Origin of the sequence: Aeromonas diversa CDC 2478-85 (assembly GCF_000819805.1) — a bacterium.
Lineage (GTDB): Bacteria > Pseudomonadota > Gammaproteobacteria > Enterobacterales > Aeromonadaceae > Aeromonas > Aeromonas diversa.
Map to the genome: position 1 here is coordinate 58,485 of NZ_CDCE01000029.1, position 21,194 is coordinate 79,678.

Genomic DNA, 21,194 nt, shown 5'->3' on the forward strand with positions numbered 1-21,194 from the left:
CTCATACCTGAACGGGCAGAATGATGTCGAAACGGCAACCCGTCGTGGTGGGCGGCTGTAGCAGTGCCCCGCCGGCTTGCTCGATGAGCAGGGGAAGCAGCTGAAAGCCCAACGTTTGAGTCTCACCCAGGCGAATATCAGGAGGAATGCCGACGCCATCATCCTGTACCGTGATGCGAGTGCCCTGAGCATCTTGCCCCAGGGTGATGGTGATGACGCCTGGGCGGCCGTCGGGAAAGGCGTGCTTGAAGGCATTCGAGACCAGCTCGTTCACCAGTAGCCCACAGGGCACCGCATGTTGCAGGTCCAGCGTAATAGGGGTGTCGGGCTGATTGAGCTGCATGCGTATCCGCCCGCTCTGTGCGAGATAGGTTTCCGACTGCAGGCGAGCCAGGCGTTGCAGGTAGAGGCCGAGTTCGACCTTGGCATAGTCGTTGCGCTCGTAGAGCAGTTGGTGGATGAGGGCGATGGCCTTGACTCTACCCTGGCTCTCGCTCAGTAGCTGGCTCGCCTCTGGGCTTGCTTGACGCGTCTGCAGGCTGAGCAGGCTGGAGACCACCTGCAGGTTGTTTTTGACTCTGTGATGCACCTCGTTAAGCAGGGCGGTTTTCTCCACCAGCGCCTTCTCCAGCATGGCCTGATCCGCTTTGCGATTGGTCACATCCTGAATGGTGGCGAGCACGTGCAGGCGATGCTCGGCCCGCAGGGGATTGAGGCCTATCTCCACCGGAAACTCGCTGCCGTCACGGCGCATGGCGTAGAGCTCCTTGCGCCCTGCCATGTCACGCGCCTCGGGGGTCTTCAGGTAGTGGTCGCGGCGACGCACGTGCTCGCCCCGGTAGCGGGGAGACATCAGAAACTCGATGGTCTGGCCGATCAGCTCCTCTCTGCGATAGCCGAACATCTGCTCCAACCCGGCATTGACCAGCACCAGCTGGCCGCGGTCATCGACCATGGCCAGCCCGTCGGGGGCCGCCTCCACCACCTGGCGAAAACGCTCTTCCGAGCGGCCCAGCGCATCGCGGTCCTGCTGCTGAGCAGTAATATCCTGCACGATGGCGAGCACTCCGATGGGGGTGCCCCGCTCATCGACCAGGGGGGAGTAGGTGGCGAGCCAGTGGCGATGAGTGCCGCCGTGTGCGGCGGTGAAGCCCTGCACCGGCATTTCGATGAAGGGCTCGCCGAGGTCAAGCACCCGGCGCAGCAGTGGCTCCACCGTCGGGGCGAGCGTGGGGATAACCTCGCTGATATGGCGTCCACGGTGCTGCTCGATAGGGCAGCCATTAATGTCCGCGAGTCGTTGGTTGACTTCGCAGTAGTTGAGATGGCGATCGAAGATGCCTAAACCCAGGGGGGCATCGGCAAAAAGCTGCAGTAATAGACGATGATCGCTGAAGCCGCTACCGGCCAGGCTCTGGGGCGCACTGAACAATCCTGTACTTGCCATTGCATCTCTTCCTGAGAATGTACTCAGGAGAGTATGGAGGTTCCGTGTGGATGTGCCAGAAAGTCGGTGATATCAACCCATTATCTCGGATTCGGCAGAAAGAATGGTCGGTTCCGCTCGAAGTGAGGTCGTTGTTATTAGTCGGGAAGCGGGAAAAACCGGGCGCGAGTCGATGATGAATTTGCTAGTGTTGCGTGAAAGCGAGTCGATATAAGGTTAGTAACAGCATGATAAATATATTGTTTATGGCTGCTTCCTGGCAGTTTGAACCCCCGGCCCCCCCGGTGAGCGACAAGTTTCCCTCAGTGGTGATCGAGCAGCCGGCGGGTGAGGCGAAGGGGCTGCGTGAGCAGGTGCAGTCCGGTCTGGCGCTGGCCGAGGAGCCCTTCCCGCTGCAATTTTCGGCGCCGCCCCGCTATGAGGGGGAGTCCCCTCTGGTGCGCCATCTTAACGAGAAAGGAGGCGACAACTGGCAACTTCAGTTGGGAAACTAGCCCTTCTGCCGGCCAAAGGCCTGGATGCCGCGTAGCAGCACCAGCAGGCTGAGCCCGAGAAAGGGGAGGGCGGGCAGCAGGATTTGCCACCAGGGGGCCAACGCAGCCCCCTGATTGATAAATTCGATCCAGGCGGCCACCAGGGTCAGCATGCCGGCTATCTGAAAGCGGCGGCGCAGCACCACCTCGACCCCCAGATTGGCGAGGTAGAGGGTCAGCAATATGCCCGCCAGGGCGGTGAGCTGACCGGTGCCGTAGAGCTCCCGATCGGCGTCAAACAGCAGGGCCAGCAGGGGCACAAACCCCTGCTCGGTCGGGAGCAGGGTCAGCAACCAGCTGGCGATGAGCAGCAGGGCCGTCTTCACCGGGCGGGTTTGACCAGGGTGAGGTAGTTGGCGTCCATGGTGAGGAAGACGCCGAGCAGACGGGCGCAGGCACCGTAGAAGCCAAACGCGTCCTTGGCGCGGCATTCGGCCTCGAAGGCGGGCACCCAGGCCAGCAGGTGTTCGTGCAGCAGGCTCTCCTGCTCATCCAGCCACTGCTCGCGGCCGTCGGCGTCCCCCGCCTCGGCGGCGCGAATGATGAGGTTGCCCATCAGATCCAGCTCGATGGCCAGGTGATCGGCCGGCTCCTTGTACTTGTCGCTTACCGAGATGCCAAGGCGTGCCAGACGCGCCTCCATGCGGGCGGTGGGGGCCTGCATCAGCAGCCGCTGGTCACCGCAGAAGAGTGACTCGTAGGGCGGCACCCCCAGCTTGGCGTCGCCGAGGAAGAGGGCGGCGAAGTCGGCGGCCAGCTCCAGTTGGCGGTCGGGGCGCACCAGCAGGCGGGCGATGGCATCGTTGAGTTCGGTGACGGCCTCGCGCATGGGATCCAGGGTGGCGAGGCTTTTCAGGAAGCTGCGCACGTCGTAGCTGTCGTATTCGGCGATCTGCTCGTCGCTCAGTTCGCTGGCAAACAGGGTGGAGAACCACCAGTAGAGTTCGGCCCGGCGTTCGCTGGTGGCCAGAAATTCCTGCATTACTCCTCCGTAGATGCTAATTCGGGAGCCTAGTTGGCTCCCGATTCTAACTGCTTTCCAGGTAAAGGAAACCGTTGCTGGCTTACATGGCGGGGAAGAGGGGATCGATCCCCGCCACCGACTCCGGTGCCCCGAAGGCGGTCACGGCCGGCGCTTGGCCCTTGAACTTCTCCACCTGCACCAGGGCGGTGTGGGCCGTGGTGGCCTGGGAGAGGCGTGAGGCACCGATGTCGGCGGTCAGCACGTTGGGGTCCCCGTAAGTACAGAGCGTCCCCACCTTGCCCCCCTCCTCGGGGCCGTACCAGGCTCCCTCCTGCAGACGGATGACGCCGGGGGCGTAATCCTCGCTCACCACCAGGCCGGCTATCACCTGGCCGCGGTCGTTGAACACCCGCACCAGATCCCCGTCGTTGAGGCCGCGCGCCTTGGCGTCTTGCGGGCTCATGTAGAGCGGCTCGCGCCCCTGCACCGTGTAGCTGGCCCGGTATTGATCCGAGGAGCAGAGCTGGCTGTGCAGCCGCTTGTCCGGATGGCACGACTGCAGATGCAACGGGAAGCGCGCGCTGCCGCGGCCGCCATGGGAGCGCTCGTAGGGCTCCATCCAGACCGGGTGCCCCGGGCAGTCGGCGTAGCCGAAGCCGGCGATGGTCTTGGAGTAGATCTCGATGAGGCCGGAAGGCGTGCCGAGCGGCTCCAGATCCGGCTCGTCGCGAAACGCCTGGTGGCGTACCCAGGATTGGCCGGTCGGGAAGGTGACGAACCCCTCGCCGCTCCAGAACTGGCTGAAACGTGGCAGACGCACCCCGATGCCGCGCCCCTGCAGGCGGGCGTCGTCGTAGATGCTCTGGATCCAGGCCATCTTGCTCTTGCCCCCGGAGAAGGACTCCTCGCGACCGAAGCGGCGGCAGAGATCGGCGAAGATGTCGTAGTCATCGCGCGCCTCGAACAGGGGCTCGATCACCTTGTACATGGCCAGGATGCCGGCGTTGGAGTGGGAGCCCCACTGCTCGATGTCGTCGCGCTCATAGGTGGTGGTGGCCGGCAGGACGATGTCGGCGAAGCGGCAGGTGGCTGTCCACTGGTGATCGACGCTCACCACCGTCTCCAGCTTGCGCCAGGCCGCCACCATCTTGTTGCGATCCTGCTGGTGGTGGAACGGGTTGTTGCCGCAGAAGAGGGCCATCTTCATCTCGGGGAAGACGATCTTCTGGCCGTTGAAGTCGATGGTCTCGCCCGGGTTAAGGATGCAGTCGACGAAGCGGGCCACCGGGATGAATCTGGAGTAGCCCTTGAAGCTGCCGTCGTGGATCGGCTTGACGCCGGGCACCACAGAGCTGAAGCCCGACATGATGGGGCCGGCCGAGGTGATGGTGCCGGCGCCGTTGTAGTGCCAGCCAAACCCGAAGCCGCCGCCGGGCAGGCCAATCTGGCCCAGCATGGCCGCCAGCACCACCAGCATCCAGGCGTACTGCTCACCGTGGTGCATACGCTGCACGCACCAGCCACCGATGATCTGGGTGCGACCGCCGGCCATGGTGCGCGCCAGCTCGCGAATGGTCTCGGCGGGCACGCCACAGATGGCAGAGGCCCACTTCGCGTCTTTCACCTGACCGTCCTGAGTGCCCAGCAGGTAGGGGAGGAACTGATCGAAGCCCGTGGTGTAGTTCTTCAGGAACTTCTCGTCGTGCCGCTTCTCGCTGTAGAGGGTGTGGGCTATCCCCAGCATCAGGGGGAGATCGGTCTGGGGGTAGAGGGCGACCTGCTCACAGCCGAGGAAGTTCTGGGTCTTGGACTTGACCGGATCGACGCTGATGACCCGGATCTGGCCGGCCGCCACCTTCTCCTTGAGCTGCTGCCAGTAGCCGTAGACGCTGTGATCCGGCACCAACCAGCCCACCTGCAGGTTCTTGATGGGATCCGAGCCCCAGATCACCACTGTCTTGCTGTGCTCCAGCACCAGGGGCCAGGAGGTCTGCTGCTCGTACACCTCCATGGCGCCCGCCACGTGGGGCAGGATCACCTGGGCCGCGCCGGTGGAGTAGTCACCGGCCTTGGCCAGGTAGGTGCCGTGCAGGTTCATGGCGCGCCCCAGCATGGCGCCGGCGGAGTGCAGCTTGCCCACCGACTGCCAGCCGGAGTGGCCCGCATAGAGGGCACTCGGGCCATGGGTTTTCTGCACTCGCTCCAGCTCGTGGTAGACGAAGTCCAGTGCCTGGGACCACTTGACCCGCACGAAGCGGTTCTGGCCGCGCTCGCGGGTGTCGGAGCGGTAGCCCTTGCGCAGCCAGTCCAGCCGCACCATGGGGTAGCGCACCCGGGAGGGGTTGTAGACCACCTCGTGCAGCCCCTTGAGCATGTCGTTAGGGTGCTTGTCGTGTTCAAACGGCAGGGTCTCGACCCAGCGGCCATTCACCACCCGGGCGCGGAAGGCGCCCCAGTGAGAGCCCGACTGCACCAGCTTCTCGCCCGATTCGGCGGCCATGGCGGCCCTCCCCAACAGGGAGGGACCGATCAGGGTGGCGGCACTACCGGCCAGCAGGCCACCCAGGAAACCACGACGGGATACGTTGATCATTGTGTTGTTCCTCTCTCAATGGGGTTTCAGTGGTGACCCTGACCACCGGTGTCGGCGGCGTGGCTCTGCAGGTACTTGAGCAGGGTGCGCTCCTCTTCCTTGCTGAGGCGGTAATAGGCGGACATGGCCTTGAGACCCGAGATCCAGCCGTTGGCGCTGAAGTGGGCGGGATCCGGGGCCGCGTGGCAGGAGTTGCAGGTGGACTTGTACATCTCGCCGGCGTAGTCCCAGATGGGTTTGAGGCTGGTCTCGAGCCCCTGGCCGTCGGTCCAGGCGGTCACCTTCACCTGCTGCCACTGGATGTGGGTGGCGCTGTCGGTCTGCTCGCCGAGCAGGGTCTCGGTGGCCTTGAGCTCATCGCGCACGGTGGCGACGAAGACCCGTTTGCCCATGTACTCGCTCAGCACCCGACCGGTACCCTGAGTCTCGCGCCACCCCTCGATGGCCACCTGCAGGCGCTCCCCGTCGCGCTCGAGCACGCTCACCTTGCTGGCGGGCAGCAGCTTGCCCACTGGCTCTGTGCTCGTGGCCGAGGCGAACAGGTCCTTCTCACCCAGGGTGTAGAGGGTCTCGGCCTCGGGGGCCGTCTTGGCCTCGCTCTTGAGCTTGCCGAAGGTGGCGCGAAAGCCGCCGGCCATGTTGGGCAGCTCGTGGGCGATCCCCTTGTGGCACTCGATGCAGTTCATGTTGTTGGCAGCCGCTTCCGTCATCGCCTTGGCGGCGGCGGGGGATTGCTTGGCGTGATCCATGGCGCTGTAGTCGTGGCAAGACTTGCAGGTCTTGGAGCCCTGGCTGCTCATGCGATTCCACACCCGTTCGGCCAGGTGCAGGCGACGCTCCTCAAACTTCTCCTGGGTATCGATGCTGTGGCCTATGTACTGCTGATAGAGGTCGTTGGCCGCCTCCATCTTGCGCGCCACCTTGCCGACGAAGTCTTTCGGCTGGTGGCAGTCGGCACACACGGCGCGCACGCCGGAGGCGTTCTGGTAGTGCACCGACTCCTTGTACTCCTGGTAGACGGTGTCTTTCATGGTGTGACAGGAGATACAGAACTCGAGAGAGCTGGTCTTCTCAAAGCCATAGTGCAGGCCTACGGAGCCGGCCAGGGTCACGGCAACCCCGGCCAGAACCAGCGCCAGCACCGACCAGCGGCGGCTGGGAGTGCGCAGGAAGTGCCACAGTTTCTTCATCGGATGGGTCTCGCATCGCTATTTTGATGGAGGCCATGGTAGGGAGGGGGTGTGAACAGGGCTGCCCCTGGCTATTAACGAATAAGGGGTAATTATGAAAGAATGTGAATAGAATACCCCCCTTCACCGTGCACGAGGTCCCCCATGTCCCATCACATCCTGGTCGTCGAGGACGACATCGTCACTCGCGAGCGTCTCTTGGGCTATTTCGAGCGGGAAGGCTACCGGGTGACGGCGGTGGAGGATGGCGCGGCCATGCGTGAGGTACTGGCGCGCGAGCCGGTCTCCCTCATCATGCTCGACATCAACCTGCCGGGAGAGGATGGCCTGCTGCTAACCCGCGAGCTGCGGGCCCGCAGTACCGTGGGGATCATACTGGTGACCGGGCGCAGCGATGCGGTGGACAGGATAGTCGGCCTCGAGATGGGGGCCGACGACTATGTCACCAAGCCATTCGAGCTGCGCGAGCTGCTGGTGCGGGTCAAGAACCTGTTGTGGCGCATCTCCCTGGCGCAGCAGGCACCGGCTCCCGCTGACGAGGACGATGCCATTGGTTTTGGCCCCTGGCGCTTCGACATCCCCCGTCGCCAGCTCAGTAAGGGCGGGGTGCCGGTGCGCCTGACCAAGGCCGAGTACGAGGTGCTGGTGGCCTTCGTCGCCCACCCGGGGCGGGTGCTCAGCCGCGAGCGATTGCTCTCTCTCATCAGCCACAGGGGCGATGGCCCGAGCGATCGCACCATCGATGTGCTGATCCGCCGCCTGCGCGGCAAGATGGAAGAGGATCCCCGCGATCCGCAGCTGTTCGTCACTGTGCACGGGGAGGGCTATCTGTTCGCCGGGGCCGTTAGCGGTTAGGGCGCTCGAGAACGTGAGGCAGGTCGGCGCCTGTCTCATGCCTCTGAGGCTCTCTATGGTCAGTTCTTTTTGGGTGAGATACGGTAGACGGGGCGAAAGTCCCCGTCGGAGAGGCTGTCCCGGGTGTCGGGTAACGCCTTCTCCAGGGTCAATATGGGGGGGGCGAGGTGGCGTGGGCAGCGCGCCTCACTGGTGTCGGGTTGATTGAGCAGGCAGACCGCCTGGGCCACGGCGAGGCGTCCCTGCAGACGCATCTGATCGCTGTTGGCCACCAGGATGCGCCCGCGCAGCAGCCCCCGCTGCACCCCGTGACTGAAGTAGGTCGCGGCGATGGCGGGTCGGGAGCGGCCGGAGAGCTCGCTCATGGCCACCTCGGCGGCGATGGCGCCCCCCACCAGATAGTCCAAATCCGGATGTTGGCGCAGCACCTGCTGCACCAGGGTGCGCTGAATCTCCCGGCTGTTGTCGCCGCGTCGTGTCGTCACCAGCGTGACCGCGCTCCCCGCGATGGCCTCGGCGAAGGCCGGCTCCACCAGGTTGTTGCCCCCTCGCGCGGCGGGTCCCGGGAAGAGGGCGACCCGCACCGCCGGGCTGCCGGCCGGGTGGCGCCGCGCCAGCCACTGACCGATGCGCGCCCCCATCTCGGCCCAGTCTACCCCTACCTCGGCGACCGCCAGGCCCGGTGCCAGGGCGTTGACCACTCCGAAGACAGGCAACCGGCTGGCGCGGATGGTGCTGGTCAGGGCGTCCGGTGTGACGCTGCCGAGCAGGATGGCATCGGCCCCCTGCGCCTGGCAGCCGGCAATCTGCCGCTCCTGCTCCCCTTGCGCCTCATAGCCCCCTGCCTCCTGCACCTCGAGGTGAACCCCGAGCCGGCGCGCCTCCTCCACCATGCCCTGATTGACCGAGAGCCAGTAGGCGTCGCGCAGGTGCGGGTAGAGGGCGCAGAGTCGATAGGGGCGCGCCGCCCGCTCGGGCGGGGTCCATCCCGCAGAGGCGGGCACGGCCCGGGTGGGGCCCGGCAGCAGGGCGAGCGAGGCGGCAAGCAGGGTCAGCAGGTTTCGGCTTCGCATGGCGGGGGCTTTTGGTAGAGTGTGGGGAGTCATTATCCCCATTCTGTCGACATCGACAATCAAGGTGTGCGTATGTCCCTGCTCTCCAGCCTGCGTGGTCGGCTGCTGATCGCCTTCTCCCTGATGGCGCTGCTCACCCTGGGGGCTAGCCTGCTCGGCTGGCTGGGGCTTGGCCATATCGCCACCCTGGCCCAGCGCATGGAGCGCACCCTGCCGGCCCTCGACAGCGCCCGCGAGCTGGCCCGGGTCGGGGGCGACATCCTCGCCACCTCGCGCCTGCTGGTGGCGTCTGACAGCGAGGCGGAACGTACCCGTCAGGGGCAGCGACTGACCCTGGAGGGGCGTCGCCTGGTGGCCCTGGTGGCGAGTCTGGATCGGGAGGGGGACGAGGCGCGTCGGGTACGGCTCGAGCAGTTGCAGCTCGCCCTCATCGGTAACCTGGGTCGGCAGGGGCTGCTGGTGGGGGAGCGGCTCGATCTGGATCTGCGTGGCAGGCGCCTGCGTGAGTCGCTGGTGCAGGACGCCGGCGAGGTGGCCGAGCTGGCACGCAGCCAGATGGAGAATGCCCAGAGCCTGCTGGTGGCGGGGATGGGGGAGCTCTACGGCCTCTCTGGCGCCGCGGCCAGGGCCCGTCTCGACAGCCTGCTCGACCGGGATCTCGACTGGCTCGAGCAGATGACGGAGCTGCGCCATCGCGCCCTCGCCCTGCAGCAGCGGATCGAGGAGACGGGGCGCGCCGCCAGTGGCGACGAGGTGACCGCCCTGATGGGGTTGATAGACCAGGATCTGGCGGTGATGGGTTTGCGCGCCGATGCCCTGGCCGACCCCGAGCGGCGGGGGGCAGCCCGGGCCGCCCTGACGCGACTGGTACAGGCCGAACGTCTCGGTCGGGTACGCGGTCAGTGGCTCGATACCGAGCGGATGATCGGGGAGCTGAGTGGGCGCAACCAGCAGCTGATGGCGACCATGAATGGTGAGGTGGCCGAGCTGGTGGCGCAGGAGCGTGCCCGACTCGGTGAACGGCAACACCTGCTGGCCGAGCGGCTGCGCCTGCTTACCCGGGCGCTGGCCCTGATCGGCCTCATCTCGCTCGCGCTGATGGGCATACTGATGGGTCGGGTGGTGCAGCGCGGCATTCTGGTGCCACTGCGTGCGGCCACCGGCGCCATCGAGCGCCTCGCTCGCGGCGAGCTGGATGTCACCTTGCCCAATCCGGCCAGGAGCGATGAGCTGGCCGCCATGGGGGCGGCACTGGAGGTGTTTCGGCGCAACGCCATCGAGCTGCGCGGTTATCAGGCCGAGCTGGAGCAGAGGGTCAGTGAGCGCACGCAGGCCCTCAACGAGGCCAACGACCGCCTCGCCCTGGAGGTGGATCGCCAGAAAGAGGCGCGCGCCGAGGCCGAGCAGGCCAACCGGGCCAAGTCGGTCTTTCTCGCCACCATGAGCCACGAGATCCGCACCCCCATGAACGGCATCCTGGGTGGACTCTCCCTGCTCGAAGGCACCCCGCTCGATAGCGAGCAACGCCGTTATCTGGGCGCGGTGGAGCACAGCGGCGAGTCCCTGCTCGAGATCCTCAACGACATCCTCGACTACTCCAAAATCGAGGCGGGTCACCTGGAGGCGCGCCGCGTCCCCTTCAACCTGCACGCCCTGCTCGAGGATCTGGTCGCCCTGTTTGCCCCCAAGGCCGAGGGGCGCGGGTTGTCACTGACGCTCAACTGTGCCGCCACTGTCTCAACCGTGGTGGAGGGGGATGCCGGCAAGCTGCGTCAGGTGCTTGCCAACCTGATCGGCAATGCCATCAAGTTCACCCGCCACGGCGGCGTGACCCTGACGGTGGGGCCGCTCGAGTGCGCCGGCCCCTGTCTGCAACCCTGCCTGCGCTTCACGGTCAGCGACACCGGGCCCGGCATTCCGGCGGGCGAGCAGGAGGCGGTCTTCGAGGCGTTTCGCCAGCGTGGCCGTGATGCGGGTCATCTGGGGGGCACAGGGCTGGGGCTGGCCATCAGTCGTCGTCTGGTACAGGCCATGGGGGGCTTTCTGGCTCTGGAGAGCCAGCCGGGGGAGGGATGCCGCTTCTCGTTTTCCCTGTCGCTCCAGCCGGCCGAGCTGCTGGCGCCCGAGCCGGTGACCCTGCACGTCGGGGGGGCCCACCTGTTGCTGGTGGAGGACAACCCGATCAACCGACTGGTGGCCGAAGGGATGCTGCGCCGCCTCGGCCACCGAGTCACCCTGGCCGAGGATGGGCGCAGCGCCCTGACCTTGGTGACCGAGCGCCCCTTCGATCTGGCGCTCATCGATCTCAACCTGCCCGACACGGATGGCATCACGCTGCGCGAGGATCTCGCGGAGATCAGCCTGGAGGAGCACGGCCGTCCGCTGCCGGCCCTGGCGGTCACGGCCCAGATGTACCCGGAGGATGTGCAGCGCTGCCTCGACGCCGGCTTTGCCGGCTTCGTCGGCAAGCCATTGCGCCTGGCGACGCTCGGTGCGGCGATTGCCGCCCACTGGCAGGGCCCTCTAACGGGGCAGGAGGAGGGGCCCACCTCCCCTCGGCAGGGGTTGGCGAGGGACAGGGCCCTGCTCGGTGAGGAGAGGGGGGCGCGGCTGCTGACCCTGTTCCAGGAGCAGGGGGAGCAACTGGTCGGCGAGCTGCTGGCGAGCGAGCCCGGTGAGGCGCGCCGCCAGCTGGCTCATCGCTTGAGGGGCAGTGCCCTGAGCCTGGAGGTGACCCCCCTGGCGGAGTTGTGTCTGGCCATCGAGCGCGGTGAGAGCGGGATCGAGGGATTGGCCGCGTGTTGGCGCCAGACGCTGGCCGCCCTGAAGTGACTCAAGAAAGGGGCAGGGTCAGCAGCTGGCCGCGGGCGTCGGGGGCGCCGACCGGCTGCCAGCCCAGACGCGCGTAGAAGCTGACCGCCGGCAGGTTGCTCGGCGAGACCCGCAGCCCCGCCCGTTGACTGCCCACGGCGCGGATCCGCGCCAGCGCCTGATCGTGCAACCAGCGGCCGGCCCCCAGACCGCGCCAGTGCGGGCAGAGATAGAGCAGGTAGATGTAGCCCTCTTGCACGCCATCGGGGCGCACCAGGGCCGGGCTGAGCTCGAGCTGGCCGATGATCTCGTCTTCATGCCACAGGTGATGCAGGCGACCGAGCTCCTGCAGGCGGGCGAGCCAGGAGAGGGTGTCTTGTTCATCGAAGGTGTCGAGCTGGCCGAAGCTGATGCGCCAGGCGTCGCGGCGAAACGGCAGGCAGTGGCTCACGTGGGTGGCCGGATCGGCGGGAAGCAGCAGGTACATAGGCACTCCTGAGGGCTGAGGCCGCCATGGTAACCAAGTTGCGCCATGCGACACAATTTACAATTTATAAACAAATTTTTAAGTGGTCGGGCTGTCCCTTTGATCCCGGTCACGTTACAATGCGTTCGCCTTGATTTCACCCACGCGCAAACGATTTTCAGGAGAGAAACGGATGTTGAAACGTGACATGACCATTGCCGGCTATGATCCAGAGCTGTGGCAGGCCATCACAGACGAGACCCGTCGTCAGGAAGAGCATATCGAGCTGATTGCGTCCGAGAACTACACCAGCCCCCGCGTCATGGAAGCCCAGGGCTCCCAGCTGACCAACAAGTACGCCGAAGGTTACCCGGCCAAGCGCTACTACGGTGGTTGCGAGTATGTGGATGTGGTTGAAACCCTGGCTATCGAGCGTGCCAAAGAGCTGTTCGGTGCCACCTACGCCAACGTGCAGCCGCACTCCGGCTCCCAGGCCAACAGCGCCGTCTACATGGCCCTGCTGCAACCGGGCGACACCGTGCTGGGTATGAACCTGGCTCACGGCGGTCACCTGACCCACGGCTCCCCGGTCAACTTCTCCGGCAAGCTGTACAACATCATTCCCTACGGCATCGACGAATCCGGCAAGATCGACTACGACGAGATGGAGCGTCTGGCCGTTGAGCACAAGCCGAAGATGATGATCGGCGGCTTCTCCGCTTACTCTGGCGTTGTCGACTGGGCTCGCATGCGCGAGATCGCCGACAAGATCGGCGCCTGGCTGTTCGTCGACATGGCCCACGTGGCTGGCCTCATCGCCGCCGGTGTCTACCCGAACCCGGTTCCCCACGCTCACGTGGTCACCTCCACCACTCACAAGACCCTGGCCGGTCCGCGCGGTGGTCTGATCCTCTCCGCCGCCGACGACGAAGATCTGTACAAGAAGCTCAACTCCGCCGTCTTCCCGGGTGGTCAGGGTGGCCCGCTGATGCACGTCATCGCCGGCAAGGCCGTTGCCTTCAAAGAGGCGCTGGAGCCCGAGTTCAAGACCTATCAGGCCCAGGTCGTGAAAAACGCCAAGGCAATGGCTGCCACCTTCATCGAGCGCGGCTACAAGATCGTCTCCGGCGGTACCGACAACCATCTGATGCTGGTTGACCTGATTGGCCGCGAGCTGACCGGTAAGGACGCCGATGCTGCGCTCGGCAAAGCCAACATCACCGTCAACAAGAACTCTGTGCCGAACGACCCGCGCTCCCCGTTCGTGACCTCAGGTGTGCGGATCGGCACTCCGGCCATCACCCGCCGCGGCTTCAAGGAAGCCGAGTCCATCCAGCTGACCCACTGGATCTGCGACGTGCTGGACAACCACGACAACGACGAAGTGCTGGCCAACACCCGCGAGAAGGTGCTGGATATCTGCCGCCGCTTCCCGGTCTATGCCTGATAACGGCATTCACCCGGTCTGATACCAATGCCACCTTCGGGTGGCATTGTTTTTTCTGGATTTTCGCGCCCGTGCTACACTGGCGCTCATTTCGTTACAGCCTGCTGCGGAGGCGTCATGCATTGCCCGTTTTGTAGTGCCGTGGATACCAAGGTGATCGACTCCCGGCTGGTGGCCGAGGGGCACCAGGTGAGGCGGCGACGCGAGTGCCTGCAATGCCGCGAGCGATTCACCACCTTCGAGATGGCCGAGCTGGTGATGCCGCGGGTCATCAAGAGCAACGGCTCGCGTGAGCCCTTCAACGAAGACAAGCTGCGCGCCGGCATCCTGCGGGCGCTGGAGAAACGCCCGGTGAGCATTGAGGCGATCGAGCAGGGCATCAACCGCATCAAGTCCTCCCTGCGTGCCACCGGCGAGCGGGAGGTGCCGAGCAAGCTGGTCGGCAACCTGGTGATGGAGGAGCTCAAGGCACTCGACAAGGTGGCCTATATCCGCTTTGCCTCCGTTTACCGCAGCTTCGAAGACATTCGTGAATTTGGCGAAGAGATCGCCAAGCTGGAGAAGTGATGTTTAGCCAAGACGATCATCGCTGGATGAGCCGTGCCCTCGAGCTGGCGCGGCGCGGCGTCTATACCACTGCCCCCAACCCCTGCGTCGGCTGCGTGCTGGTCAACGACGGTGAGGTGGTGGGTGAGGGGTATCATCAGCGCGCCGGCGAACCCCATGCCGAGGTGCACGCCCTGCGGGCGGCGGGTGAACTGGCCCGTGGCGCCACCGCCTACGTGACCCTGGAGCCTTGCTCCCACTTTGGCCGTACCCCCCCCTGCGCCAACGCCCTGATCGAGGCCGGTGTGGCCCGGGTGGTGGCCGCCATGGTCGACCCTAATCCCCAGGTGGGGGGGCGCGGCCTGCGCCTGCTCGCCGAGGCGGGCATAGAGACGGCTCACGGCCTGCTGGCGGCCGAGGCCGAGGCGCTCAACCCGGGCTTCTTCAAGCGCATGCGCACCGGCTTCCCGCGAGTGACCCTGAAGATGGGGGCGAGCCTGGACGGGCGTACCGCCATGGCCAGCGGCGAGAGTCAGTGGATCACCTCCCCCGAGGCGCGCCGCGACGTGCAGCGCCTGCGTGCGCGCCACGATGCCGTGCTCTCCACCGCCACCACAGTGCTGGCGGATGACGCCTCGCTCACCGTGCGCTGGGACGAGCTGCCCGAGAGCGTCAAGGCCCTCTACCCCAAGGAGAGCCTGCGCCAACCGGTGCGTATCCTGATCGACTCGAAAAACCGCCTCACCCCGGCCCAGTCCCTGTTTGGCACGGGCGGCGAGGTGTGGCTGGCGCGCCACACCGCTGATGGCTCGTGGCCCACGTCGGTGCGCGAGACTCTGGTGCCGCGTCTTGGGGAGGGGCTCGATCTGGTGAGTCTCTTCATGGTGCTGGCCAGGCAGAACATCAACTCTGTGCTGGTGGAGGCGGGCGCCTCGCTCGCCGGCGCCCTCATCAATGCCGGCCTGGTCGACGAGCTGGTGCTCTATCAGGCGCCGACGCTCTTGGGCGACGCCGGCCGTGGCCTGTGCCACCTGCCGGGGCTTGAGAAGCTCTCGCGTGCCCCCAAACTCGAGCTGACCGACGTGCGCCGTGTCGGCCCGGATATCCGCATCACAGCCAAGGTGGTTTGACATGTTTACCGGCATCATTGAAGCGGTCGGCACCCTGACCGCCCTGCAGCGCCAGGGGGATGACGTCACCCTGACCGTACACGCCCCCGGGCTCGATTTTTCCGACGTGAAACTCGGCGACTCCATCGCCACCAACGGGGTCTGCCTCACCGTCGTGAGCCTGGGAGAGCGCAGCTACAGCGCCGACGTCTCCCTCGAGACCCTCAATCGCAGCCGCTTCGCCGACGCCAGGGTTGGCGATCGGGTCAACCTGGAGAAGGCGCTGTTGCCCACCACCCGCCTCGGCGGCCACCTGGTCTCGGGCCACGTAGATGGTGTCGGGGTGGTGAAGAGCACCTCATCCAGCGGCCGCGCCATCGAGTACTGGATTGCGGCCCCTGACAGCCTGGCCCGCTACATCGCCGAGAAGGGCTCGATCGCGGTGGACGGCATCAGCCTCACGGTCAACGCCGTAAAGGGGAGCGAGTTTCGCCTGACCATAGTGCCGCACACGGCCCAGGAGACCACCATAGCCCAGTGGAAGCCGGGCACCCGGGTTAACCTGGAGGTGGATCAGATTGCCCGCTACCTGGAGCGCTTGATGCAAGGGGAGCGGGGCACCCAGAGTTCCCTGACCCTGGAGAAGCTGGCCCAATCCGGTTTTTTGTGACCAAGACGGCATTGAAACGCCCCGGTCTGCCCTCATCTTGACCGGGTACCCCGAACGATTCTGGAGAAGCACATGGCACTGAGCAGCACCGCCGAGATTATCGCCGACATCAAGGCCGGCAAGATGGTGATCCTGATGGACGACGAGGACAGGGAGAACGAAGGGGACCTCATCATGGCCGCCTCCTGCGTGCGGCCCGAGGACATCAACTTCATGGCCCGCTATGGCCGTGGCCTCATCTGCCTGACCCTGACCCGGGATCGCTGCAAGCAGCTGGCCCTGCCCCTGATGGTGGACCGCAACAACGCCCAGTTCTCCACTGCCTTCACCGTCTCCATTGAGGCGGCAGAAGGGGTCACCACCGGCATCTCGGCCGCCGATCGCGCCGTCACCGTGCTGGCCGCCGTGGCGCCGGATGCCAAGGCCGCCGATCTGGTGCAGCCGGGCCACATCTTCCCGCTGATGGCCCAGGACGGGGGCGTGTTGACCCGCGCCGGTCACACCGAGGCCGGTTGCGATCTGGCCCGGCTGGCGGGTCATGAGCCGGCGGCTGTCATCGTCGAGATCCTCAACGAAGACGGCACCATGGCGCGCCGCCCGGATCTCGAGCTGTTCGCCGCCGAGCACGGCATCAAGCTCGGCACCATCGCGGATCTTATCGAGTATCGTAACCAGAACGAGACCACGGTGGAGCAGGTGGCCGCGTGCAAGCTGCCGACCGAGTTCGGGGAGTTTGACCTCATCACCTTCCGCGACACCGTCGACAACCAGGTCCACTTCGCCCTCAAGAAAGGGGAGGTGACGAGCGACACGCCGACCCTGGTGCGGGTGCACCTGCACGACGTACTGAGCGATCTGCTGCTGACCGATCGTCATGCGGCGCGCAGCTGGCCGCTGGCCAAGTCGATGGCGCGCATCGCCAGCGAGGGCGGCGTGCTGGTGATTCTGGGGGCCGAGGCGAGTGGCCAGGAGATCATCAACCGGGTGCGCCAGTTCGAGGCGGTGGACAAGGGCGAGCAGCCGGAATGCGCCAAGTGGCAGGGCACCTCGCGCCGGGTCGGCGTCGGCTCCCAGATCCTCAAGGCCTTGGGCGTGCGTCAGATGCGCCTGCTCAGCACCCCGAAGAAGTACCACGCCCTCGGCGGTTTCGGCCTGGAAGTGGTGGAGTACGTCAGCGAATAAACCGGTTTGGCAGGCAATAAAAAGGGCTGACGCCACGGCGCCAGCCCTTTTCTATTGGTTGAACTCGATTCAGGTGCGGCGGCGCAACCAGGCGAGGGGCAGCAGAAGCAGGCCTGCCAGACCGAAGGCACCACCACCGCCACCACCACTGGAGGTCGCTACGGGCTGGGGCTCAGGCTGCGGTTGCGGCTGAGGGGTGGGTTCCGGTGTCACGACCTGCTCTTCTTGCGTCGTGGTACCGACCAGTGCGGCCTCGAGTACAGTGTCACGCCCTGCCTGGGTACTTGTGATACTGACAAACTCTGTTTTCATCGAGTCGACGGCGTAGTTGCCATCGAAGCGCACCCGAATCGTGCAGCCCCGACCCGGTTTCAGTTCGGTTTCACAGTCGCTGGTGGCATCTGGCGCTGTCGTCCACAACCCACTCAGGGTAGTTGGTTGCATGGTTCGGTTCACCAACCGGTACTCTGCCCAGCGGCTCTGTTTAGCGGGGACTTCCAGACCGCGTAGTGACGTCATGGTGACGCTACTCTTTTGTTCATTAATCCAGTCGAGCAGTGCGGGGGCATAGGTATATCCCCCAGCAATGCCTGAGGCACAGGGGAATGCGCCATAGCTGGTGATGCCGACCAGTTCTCCGCCATAGACCAATGGGCCACCGCTATCGCCTTTGCAGCTGTCTTGCCCTACTGTATTGCCGGCAAAAATATGGCTCAGTGCCGGGTCGCCATACCATGTGTCCCTGTTGCCCTGATAGGGCAGCTCTATGGTCTGGAGCACAGGAGAATCAAGGGTTGCGTCAGGATTGATACCACCATAACCATAGGCCCTCAACAGAGTACTTCCGGTACTCCAGGTATCCCTGACGCCTATGGCCGCCATTTTAATCGGGGCTTGGGTGACAGGGTATGCCAGATGCAGCAGCGCGATATCTTTTTCGAAGGTTGGGATCTCTTCCCCGAGCGATCTCAGTCGGTTGATGAGGTACTCGGTATTCATCAACACTTGGTCCACTGAGGGACGGAAGTGGGGCTGAGTGAGATCTGAGACCCCAATGGACACTTCCATCTTGCCCATTTGAGCATCCTCGACACAGTGGGCCGCGGTCACGACCCACTCCTTGTCGATTAGGGTGCCACCGCAATAGTTGATCCACTCGCCGTTGACGCGCTCACCGACCGCGACCATCCAGCTGGGGGCCTTGACTGCATTGCCTCCTATGATGCGGGGGGTTGCTTCATTAGCTGCCGCCGGAAGGGCGGCCAGGCAGGCGAGGGCTATCGCACTTTGTTTAAACAATGACATGCTGAACTCCAAACGATACTCATTATTGATATTTGACGGAGTAGTATGAGGCTTGCTCTTGTTTGATTTAAATGTCAATAAGGGTTCCGTCGGTGCCGAATGACGGAAGTGTTATCTGTCTCTCATGAGAAACGCTTGAGAGAAAGCCAAGGGGTAAGGGATTAAAGGGGGCGAGTGCCCAATACAGGCAAGTCGTTATGCCGGTTTTGGTCCCTGACCCTTTGTGCTAGAATGTGCCCCACTTTGACTCAAGGCCTCTATCACAGGACTGCCCATGAAGGTTATCGAAGGGAATATTGCCGCCCCCGAGGCGCGTGTCGCCATCGTCGTGGCTCGTTTCAACAGCTTCATCAATGACAGCCTGGTAGAAGGCGCCCTTGATGTGCTCAAGCGTCAGGGTCAGATCGCCGATCACAACATCACCCTGGTCAAGGTACCGGGTGCTGTCGAGATCCCGCTGGCGATCAAAAAGCTGGCCAAGAGCGGCCAGTACAACGCCATTGTGGCGCTGGGCACCGTGATCCGTGGTGGTACCTACCACTTCGATCTGGTCGCCAATGAGAACAGCAAGGGCATGGCCCAGGTGATGATGGAGTTCGAGATCCCCGTCGCCTTCGGCGTGCTGACCACAGAGAATATTGAACAAGCCATCGAGCGTGCCGGTACCAAGGCGGGTAACAAGGGTGCAGAGGCTGCACTGAGTGCGCTCGAAATGATCAACGTCCTGAAGCAACTGGACGTGTAACGAGGAGAGAGAGATTGAAACCGTCTGAGCGCCGCAAAGCCCGCCATTTCGCCACCCAGGCCATCTATCAGTGGCAGATGACCAAAGATAACGTGGGCGATATCGAGGAGCAGTTCAAGGTCGAGCAGGATACCAAGGGCGTGGATCTCGCCTACTTCCGCGATCTGCTGTTTGGCGTGTCGCTGTACTGCAACGATCTGGACAAGGTCTTCTCGCCCTTCCTCTCCCGTCCGCTGGAAGAGGTGGACCTGGTGGACAAGGCGATCCTGCGCCTGGCTACCTACGAGCTGACCCGTCGTGACGATGTGCCGCCGCGCGTGGCCATCAACGAGGCGATCGAACTGGCCAAGGCCTTCGCCGCCGAAGACAGCCACAAGTTCGTCAACGGTGTGCTGGATAAGGTCGTCAAATCCCTGGGCAAGCAGTAAGCGCGGCCCGAAACCGAATAAGAGAGGAGCCAGCGCAAGCTGGCTTTTTATTGCATGGGTGAATTCGAGCTGATCGACAAGTACTTCAAGGTGGCCCACCACCGTAAGGATGTGGTGCTGGGGCCGGGGGACGACTGTGCCCTGCTGACCCTGCCGCCCGATACCCAGCTGGCGGTGAGTACCGATACGCTGGTGAGCGGGGTGCACTTCCTGCCCGAGATGGACCCGGTGGATCTCGGCTACAAGGCGCTGGCGGTGAACCTCTCGGATCTGGCCGCCATGGGCGCCGAGCCGCGCTGGGTCTCCCTGGCGCTGACCCTGCCCGCCATCAACGAGAGCTGGGTCGCCGGCTTCGCCGAGGGCTTCCTGGAGCTCGCCGAGTACTACAACGTGGCCCTGGTCGGCGGTGACATGACCCGTGGCCCGCTCTCCATCACTGTCTCGGTCAAGGGGTCTGTGCCCAGCGGCAAGGCGCTGCTGCGCAGCGGGGCCAAGGCCGGTGACGGCATCTATGTCACCGGGACGCTCGGTGACGCCGCCCTGGCCCTGAGCCATCTGTTGGCCAGACGCACCCTGAACGAGAACCAGCTGGCGGCCGTGTTGCCTCGGCTCGATCATCCGCATCCCCGCATACTGGCCGGTCAGGCTCTGCGTGGCATCGCCAACGCGGCGCTCGATCTCTCCGACGGACTGGCTTCGGATCTGGGCCACGTGCTGCGGGCCTCGGGCGTGCGCGCCCAGATCGATCTGGACGCCTTGCCCCTGTCGCCGGTGCTGCAGGATGCGGTCTCCCCCGAGGAGGCGTGGCAACTGGCCCTGGCCGGTGGCGACGACTACGAGCTGCTGTTTACCGTCCCCGAGGAGCACCGCGGCGTGCTCGACACCGCCCTGGCCCACAGCGGGGTCAAGTTCACCCGCATCGGCCGCATTCTGGCGGGTGAGCCGGGGATCGAGTGGCTGCTGGCCGACAAGCCGGTCAGCTTGACCCTCAAGGGATGGGATCACTTCGCATGATCAAACCCGAGCTGAAACGGCTGAACCTGGCCAACCCTCTCCACCTGCTGGCGGTGGGGTTTGGCTCCGGCCTCTCTACCAAGGCGCCCGGCACCATGGGGACCCTGGCCGCCATTCCGCTTTATCTGTGGGTGAGTGGGCTGCCTACGCCCTGGTTTATCGCCTTGCTGGTGTTCGGCTTTGTGGCCGGCATTTATATCTGCCAGGCGGCCACCGATGCCATCGGCATGGCCGATCACGGGGGGATCGTCTGGGACGAGATCATCGGCTTTGGCGTCACCATGATAGCGGCGCCGGCCGGCTGGGTCTGGGTTGTGGTCGGATTCGCCCTGTTTCGCCTCTTCGATGTCCTCAAACCCTGGCCCATCTCCTGGTTCGATCGGCGCATCCACGGTGGGCTCGGCATCATGCTCGACGATCTCATCGCCGGTCTCTTCGCCCTGGCCTGTATGCAATTGCTGGCCCACTGGTGGGGATAGACGAGTCGAGACCATGAGGGGACGCCGAGGCGTCCCCTATTTTTTTCTGATTAATTGTTAATCAGCGAGAGATAGTGCGGTTGAAAAGAATGAGTGAATAAAAATTCACTGCTTAGTCTCGTGGGAATCCGTTTGTGAAAAAAGAGTAAGGTTCTGATTGTTGTGGCAGTGTTGAGCTCAACGTCTATGAATTTGTGATTATGTCGGTATATATCACTGGTTTTGTGCTGTATATATCATTTATACGCTGTTGTCGTGTGCCTTATCACCATCCAGGTGATGGAATTGTATAAATCCATCATTTACACGGAGGGGGGAAACGGTTTAGGTTACAGGC

20 protein-coding genes are annotated in these 21,194 nt (G+C 64.4%); 12 read left to right on the forward strand and 8 right to left on the reverse strand.

Annotated features, from left to right (window positions below; translation table 11 throughout):
* Position 1: 1 nt before the first annotated feature.
* On the reverse strand, positions 2 to 1,447 hold the full coding sequence (locus tag BN1121_RS09665) for a sensor histidine kinase (protein WP_081606397.1): 1,446 nt from the start codon (positions 1,445 to 1,447) through the stop codon (positions 2 to 4).
* A gap of 227 nt (positions 1,448 to 1,674) precedes the next feature.
* Between BN1121_RS09665 and BN1121_RS09670 the strand changes: the two genes are divergently transcribed.
* Positions 1,675 to 1,941, forward strand: coding sequence for a hypothetical protein (locus BN1121_RS09670; protein ID WP_005349024.1), 267 nt, complete (start codon positions 1,675 to 1,677; stop codon positions 1,939 to 1,941).
* Here the strand turns inward: BN1121_RS09670 and BN1121_RS09675 are convergent.
* From BN1121_RS09675 to torC, 4 genes are all read right to left on the reverse strand, one after another.
* Positions 1,938 to 2,306 carry a hypothetical protein gene (locus tag BN1121_RS09675; RefSeq protein ID WP_005349027.1) on the reverse strand — a complete coding sequence of 123 codons (369 nt, stop codon included), beginning with the start codon at positions 2,304 to 2,306 and terminating at the stop codon, positions 1,938 to 1,940. The genes BN1121_RS09670 and BN1121_RS09675 overlap by 4 nt on opposite strands.
* The gene (gene torD, locus BN1121_RS09680) at positions 2,303 to 2,962 is read right to left on the reverse strand and encodes a molecular chaperone TorD (protein ID WP_005349030.1); all 660 of its coding nucleotides are present in this window, start codon (positions 2,960 to 2,962) and stop codon (positions 2,303 to 2,305) included. Before torD ends, BN1121_RS09675 begins: the two co-directional genes overlap by 4 nt.
* Before the next feature lie 82 nt (positions 2,963 to 3,044).
* Positions 3,045 to 5,537, reverse strand: coding sequence for a trimethylamine-N-oxide reductase TorA (gene torA, locus BN1121_RS09685; protein WP_005349034.1), 2,493 nt, complete (start codon positions 5,535 to 5,537; stop codon positions 3,045 to 3,047).
* Positions 5,538 to 5,563: 26 nt separating this feature from the next.
* A complete protein-coding gene (torC, locus tag BN1121_RS09690) occupies positions 5,564 to 6,727 on the reverse strand; it encodes a pentaheme c-type cytochrome TorC (RefSeq protein WP_005349037.1) in 1,164 nt (387 codons plus the stop codon).
* 144 nt (positions 6,728 to 6,871) lie between these two features.
* Here torC and torR point away from each other — a divergent pair, with 144 nt between their 5' ends.
* Positions 6,872 to 7,582, forward strand: a complete 711-nt coding sequence (gene torR / locus BN1121_RS09695) for a two-component system response regulator TorR (protein WP_005349040.1) — start codon at positions 6,872 to 6,874, stop codon at positions 7,580 to 7,582.
* Positions 7,583 to 7,641: 59 nt separating this feature from the next.
* Here torR and torT read toward each other — a convergent pair whose 3' ends face one another.
* On the reverse strand, positions 7,642 to 8,655 hold the full coding sequence (torT, locus tag BN1121_RS09700; RefSeq protein ID WP_005349041.1) for a TMAO reductase system periplasmic protein TorT: 1,014 nt from the start codon (positions 8,653 to 8,655) through the stop codon (positions 7,642 to 7,644).
* A gap of 72 nt (positions 8,656 to 8,727) precedes the next feature.
* Here torT and torS point away from each other — a divergent pair, with 72 nt between their 5' ends.
* Positions 8,728 to 11,487: a TMAO reductase system sensor histidine kinase/response regulator TorS gene (gene torS / locus BN1121_RS09705; RefSeq protein WP_005349042.1), complete on the forward strand. Its 2,760-nt coding sequence runs from the start codon at positions 8,728 to 8,730 to the stop codon at positions 11,485 to 11,487.
* Position 11,488: 1 nt separating this feature from the next.
* On the opposite strand, the gene BN1121_RS09710 is transcribed toward torS, so the two are convergent.
* A complete protein-coding gene (locus BN1121_RS09710) occupies positions 11,489 to 11,953 on the reverse strand; it encodes a GNAT family N-acetyltransferase (RefSeq protein ID WP_005349043.1) in 465 nt (154 codons plus the stop codon).
* 172 nt (positions 11,954 to 12,125) lie between these two features.
* On the opposite strand from BN1121_RS09710, the gene glyA reads away from it, so the two are divergent.
* From glyA to ribBA, 5 genes are all read left to right on the forward strand, one after another.
* On the forward strand, positions 12,126 to 13,379 hold the full coding sequence (gene glyA, locus BN1121_RS09715) for a serine hydroxymethyltransferase (protein ID WP_005349044.1): 1,254 nt from the start codon (positions 12,126 to 12,128) through the stop codon (positions 13,377 to 13,379).
* A gap of 117 nt (positions 13,380 to 13,496) precedes the next feature.
* Positions 13,497 to 13,946, forward strand: coding sequence for a transcriptional regulator NrdR (gene nrdR, locus BN1121_RS09720; protein ID WP_005349045.1), 450 nt, complete (start codon positions 13,497 to 13,499; stop codon positions 13,944 to 13,946).
* Positions 13,946 to 15,055, forward strand: a complete 1,110-nt coding sequence (gene ribD, locus BN1121_RS09725; RefSeq protein WP_005349046.1) for a bifunctional diaminohydroxyphosphoribosylaminopyrimidine deaminase/5-amino-6-(5-phosphoribosylamino)uracil reductase RibD — start codon at positions 13,946 to 13,948, stop codon at positions 15,053 to 15,055. The genes nrdR and ribD overlap by 1 nt, the downstream gene beginning before the upstream one ends.
* Before the next feature lies 1 nt (position 15,056).
* Positions 15,057 to 15,704 (forward strand): riboflavin synthase, encoded by a 648-nt coding sequence (locus tag BN1121_RS09730; RefSeq protein ID WP_005349048.1) that lies wholly within the window; start codon positions 15,057 to 15,059, stop codon positions 15,702 to 15,704.
* 72 nt (positions 15,705 to 15,776) lie between these two features.
* A complete protein-coding gene (gene ribBA / locus BN1121_RS09735) occupies positions 15,777 to 16,886 on the forward strand; it encodes a bifunctional 3,4-dihydroxy-2-butanone-4-phosphate synthase/GTP cyclohydrolase II (protein ID WP_005349049.1) in 1,110 nt (369 codons plus the stop codon).
* 69 nt (positions 16,887 to 16,955) lie between these two features.
* Here ribBA and BN1121_RS09740 read toward each other — a convergent pair whose 3' ends face one another.
* Positions 16,956 to 18,191, reverse strand: a complete 1,236-nt coding sequence (locus tag BN1121_RS09740; RefSeq protein ID WP_043157218.1) for a S1 family peptidase — start codon at positions 18,189 to 18,191, stop codon at positions 16,956 to 16,958.
* Positions 18,192 to 18,465: 274 nt separating this feature from the next.
* Here BN1121_RS09740 and ribH point away from each other — a divergent pair, with 274 nt between their 5' ends.
* Genes ribH through BN1121_RS09760 form a run of 4 tightly spaced genes read left to right on the forward strand, consistent with a single transcriptional unit; the run spans position 18,466 to position 20,857 of the window.
* The gene (gene ribH / locus BN1121_RS09745; protein WP_005349053.1) at positions 18,466 to 18,936 is read left to right on the forward strand and encodes a 6,7-dimethyl-8-ribityllumazine synthase; all 471 of its coding nucleotides are present in this window, start codon (positions 18,466 to 18,468) and stop codon (positions 18,934 to 18,936) included.
* Between the two features lie 14 nt (positions 18,937 to 18,950).
* Positions 18,951 to 19,364 carry a transcription antitermination factor NusB gene (gene nusB, locus BN1121_RS09750; protein WP_005349055.1) on the forward strand — a complete coding sequence of 138 codons (414 nt, stop codon included), beginning with the start codon at positions 18,951 to 18,953 and terminating at the stop codon, positions 19,362 to 19,364.
* Positions 19,365 to 19,418: 54 nt separating this feature from the next.
* Entirely contained in the window at positions 19,419 to 20,378 is a 960-nt protein-coding gene (gene thiL, locus BN1121_RS09755) for a thiamine-phosphate kinase (protein ID WP_005349058.1), read from the forward strand.
* Positions 20,375 to 20,857: a phosphatidylglycerophosphatase A family protein gene (locus BN1121_RS09760; protein WP_005349060.1), complete on the forward strand. Its 483-nt coding sequence runs from the start codon at positions 20,375 to 20,377 to the stop codon at positions 20,855 to 20,857. The genes thiL and BN1121_RS09760 overlap by 4 nt, the downstream gene beginning before the upstream one ends.
* The last annotated feature ends 337 nt before the right edge of the window (positions 20,858 to 21,194 follow it).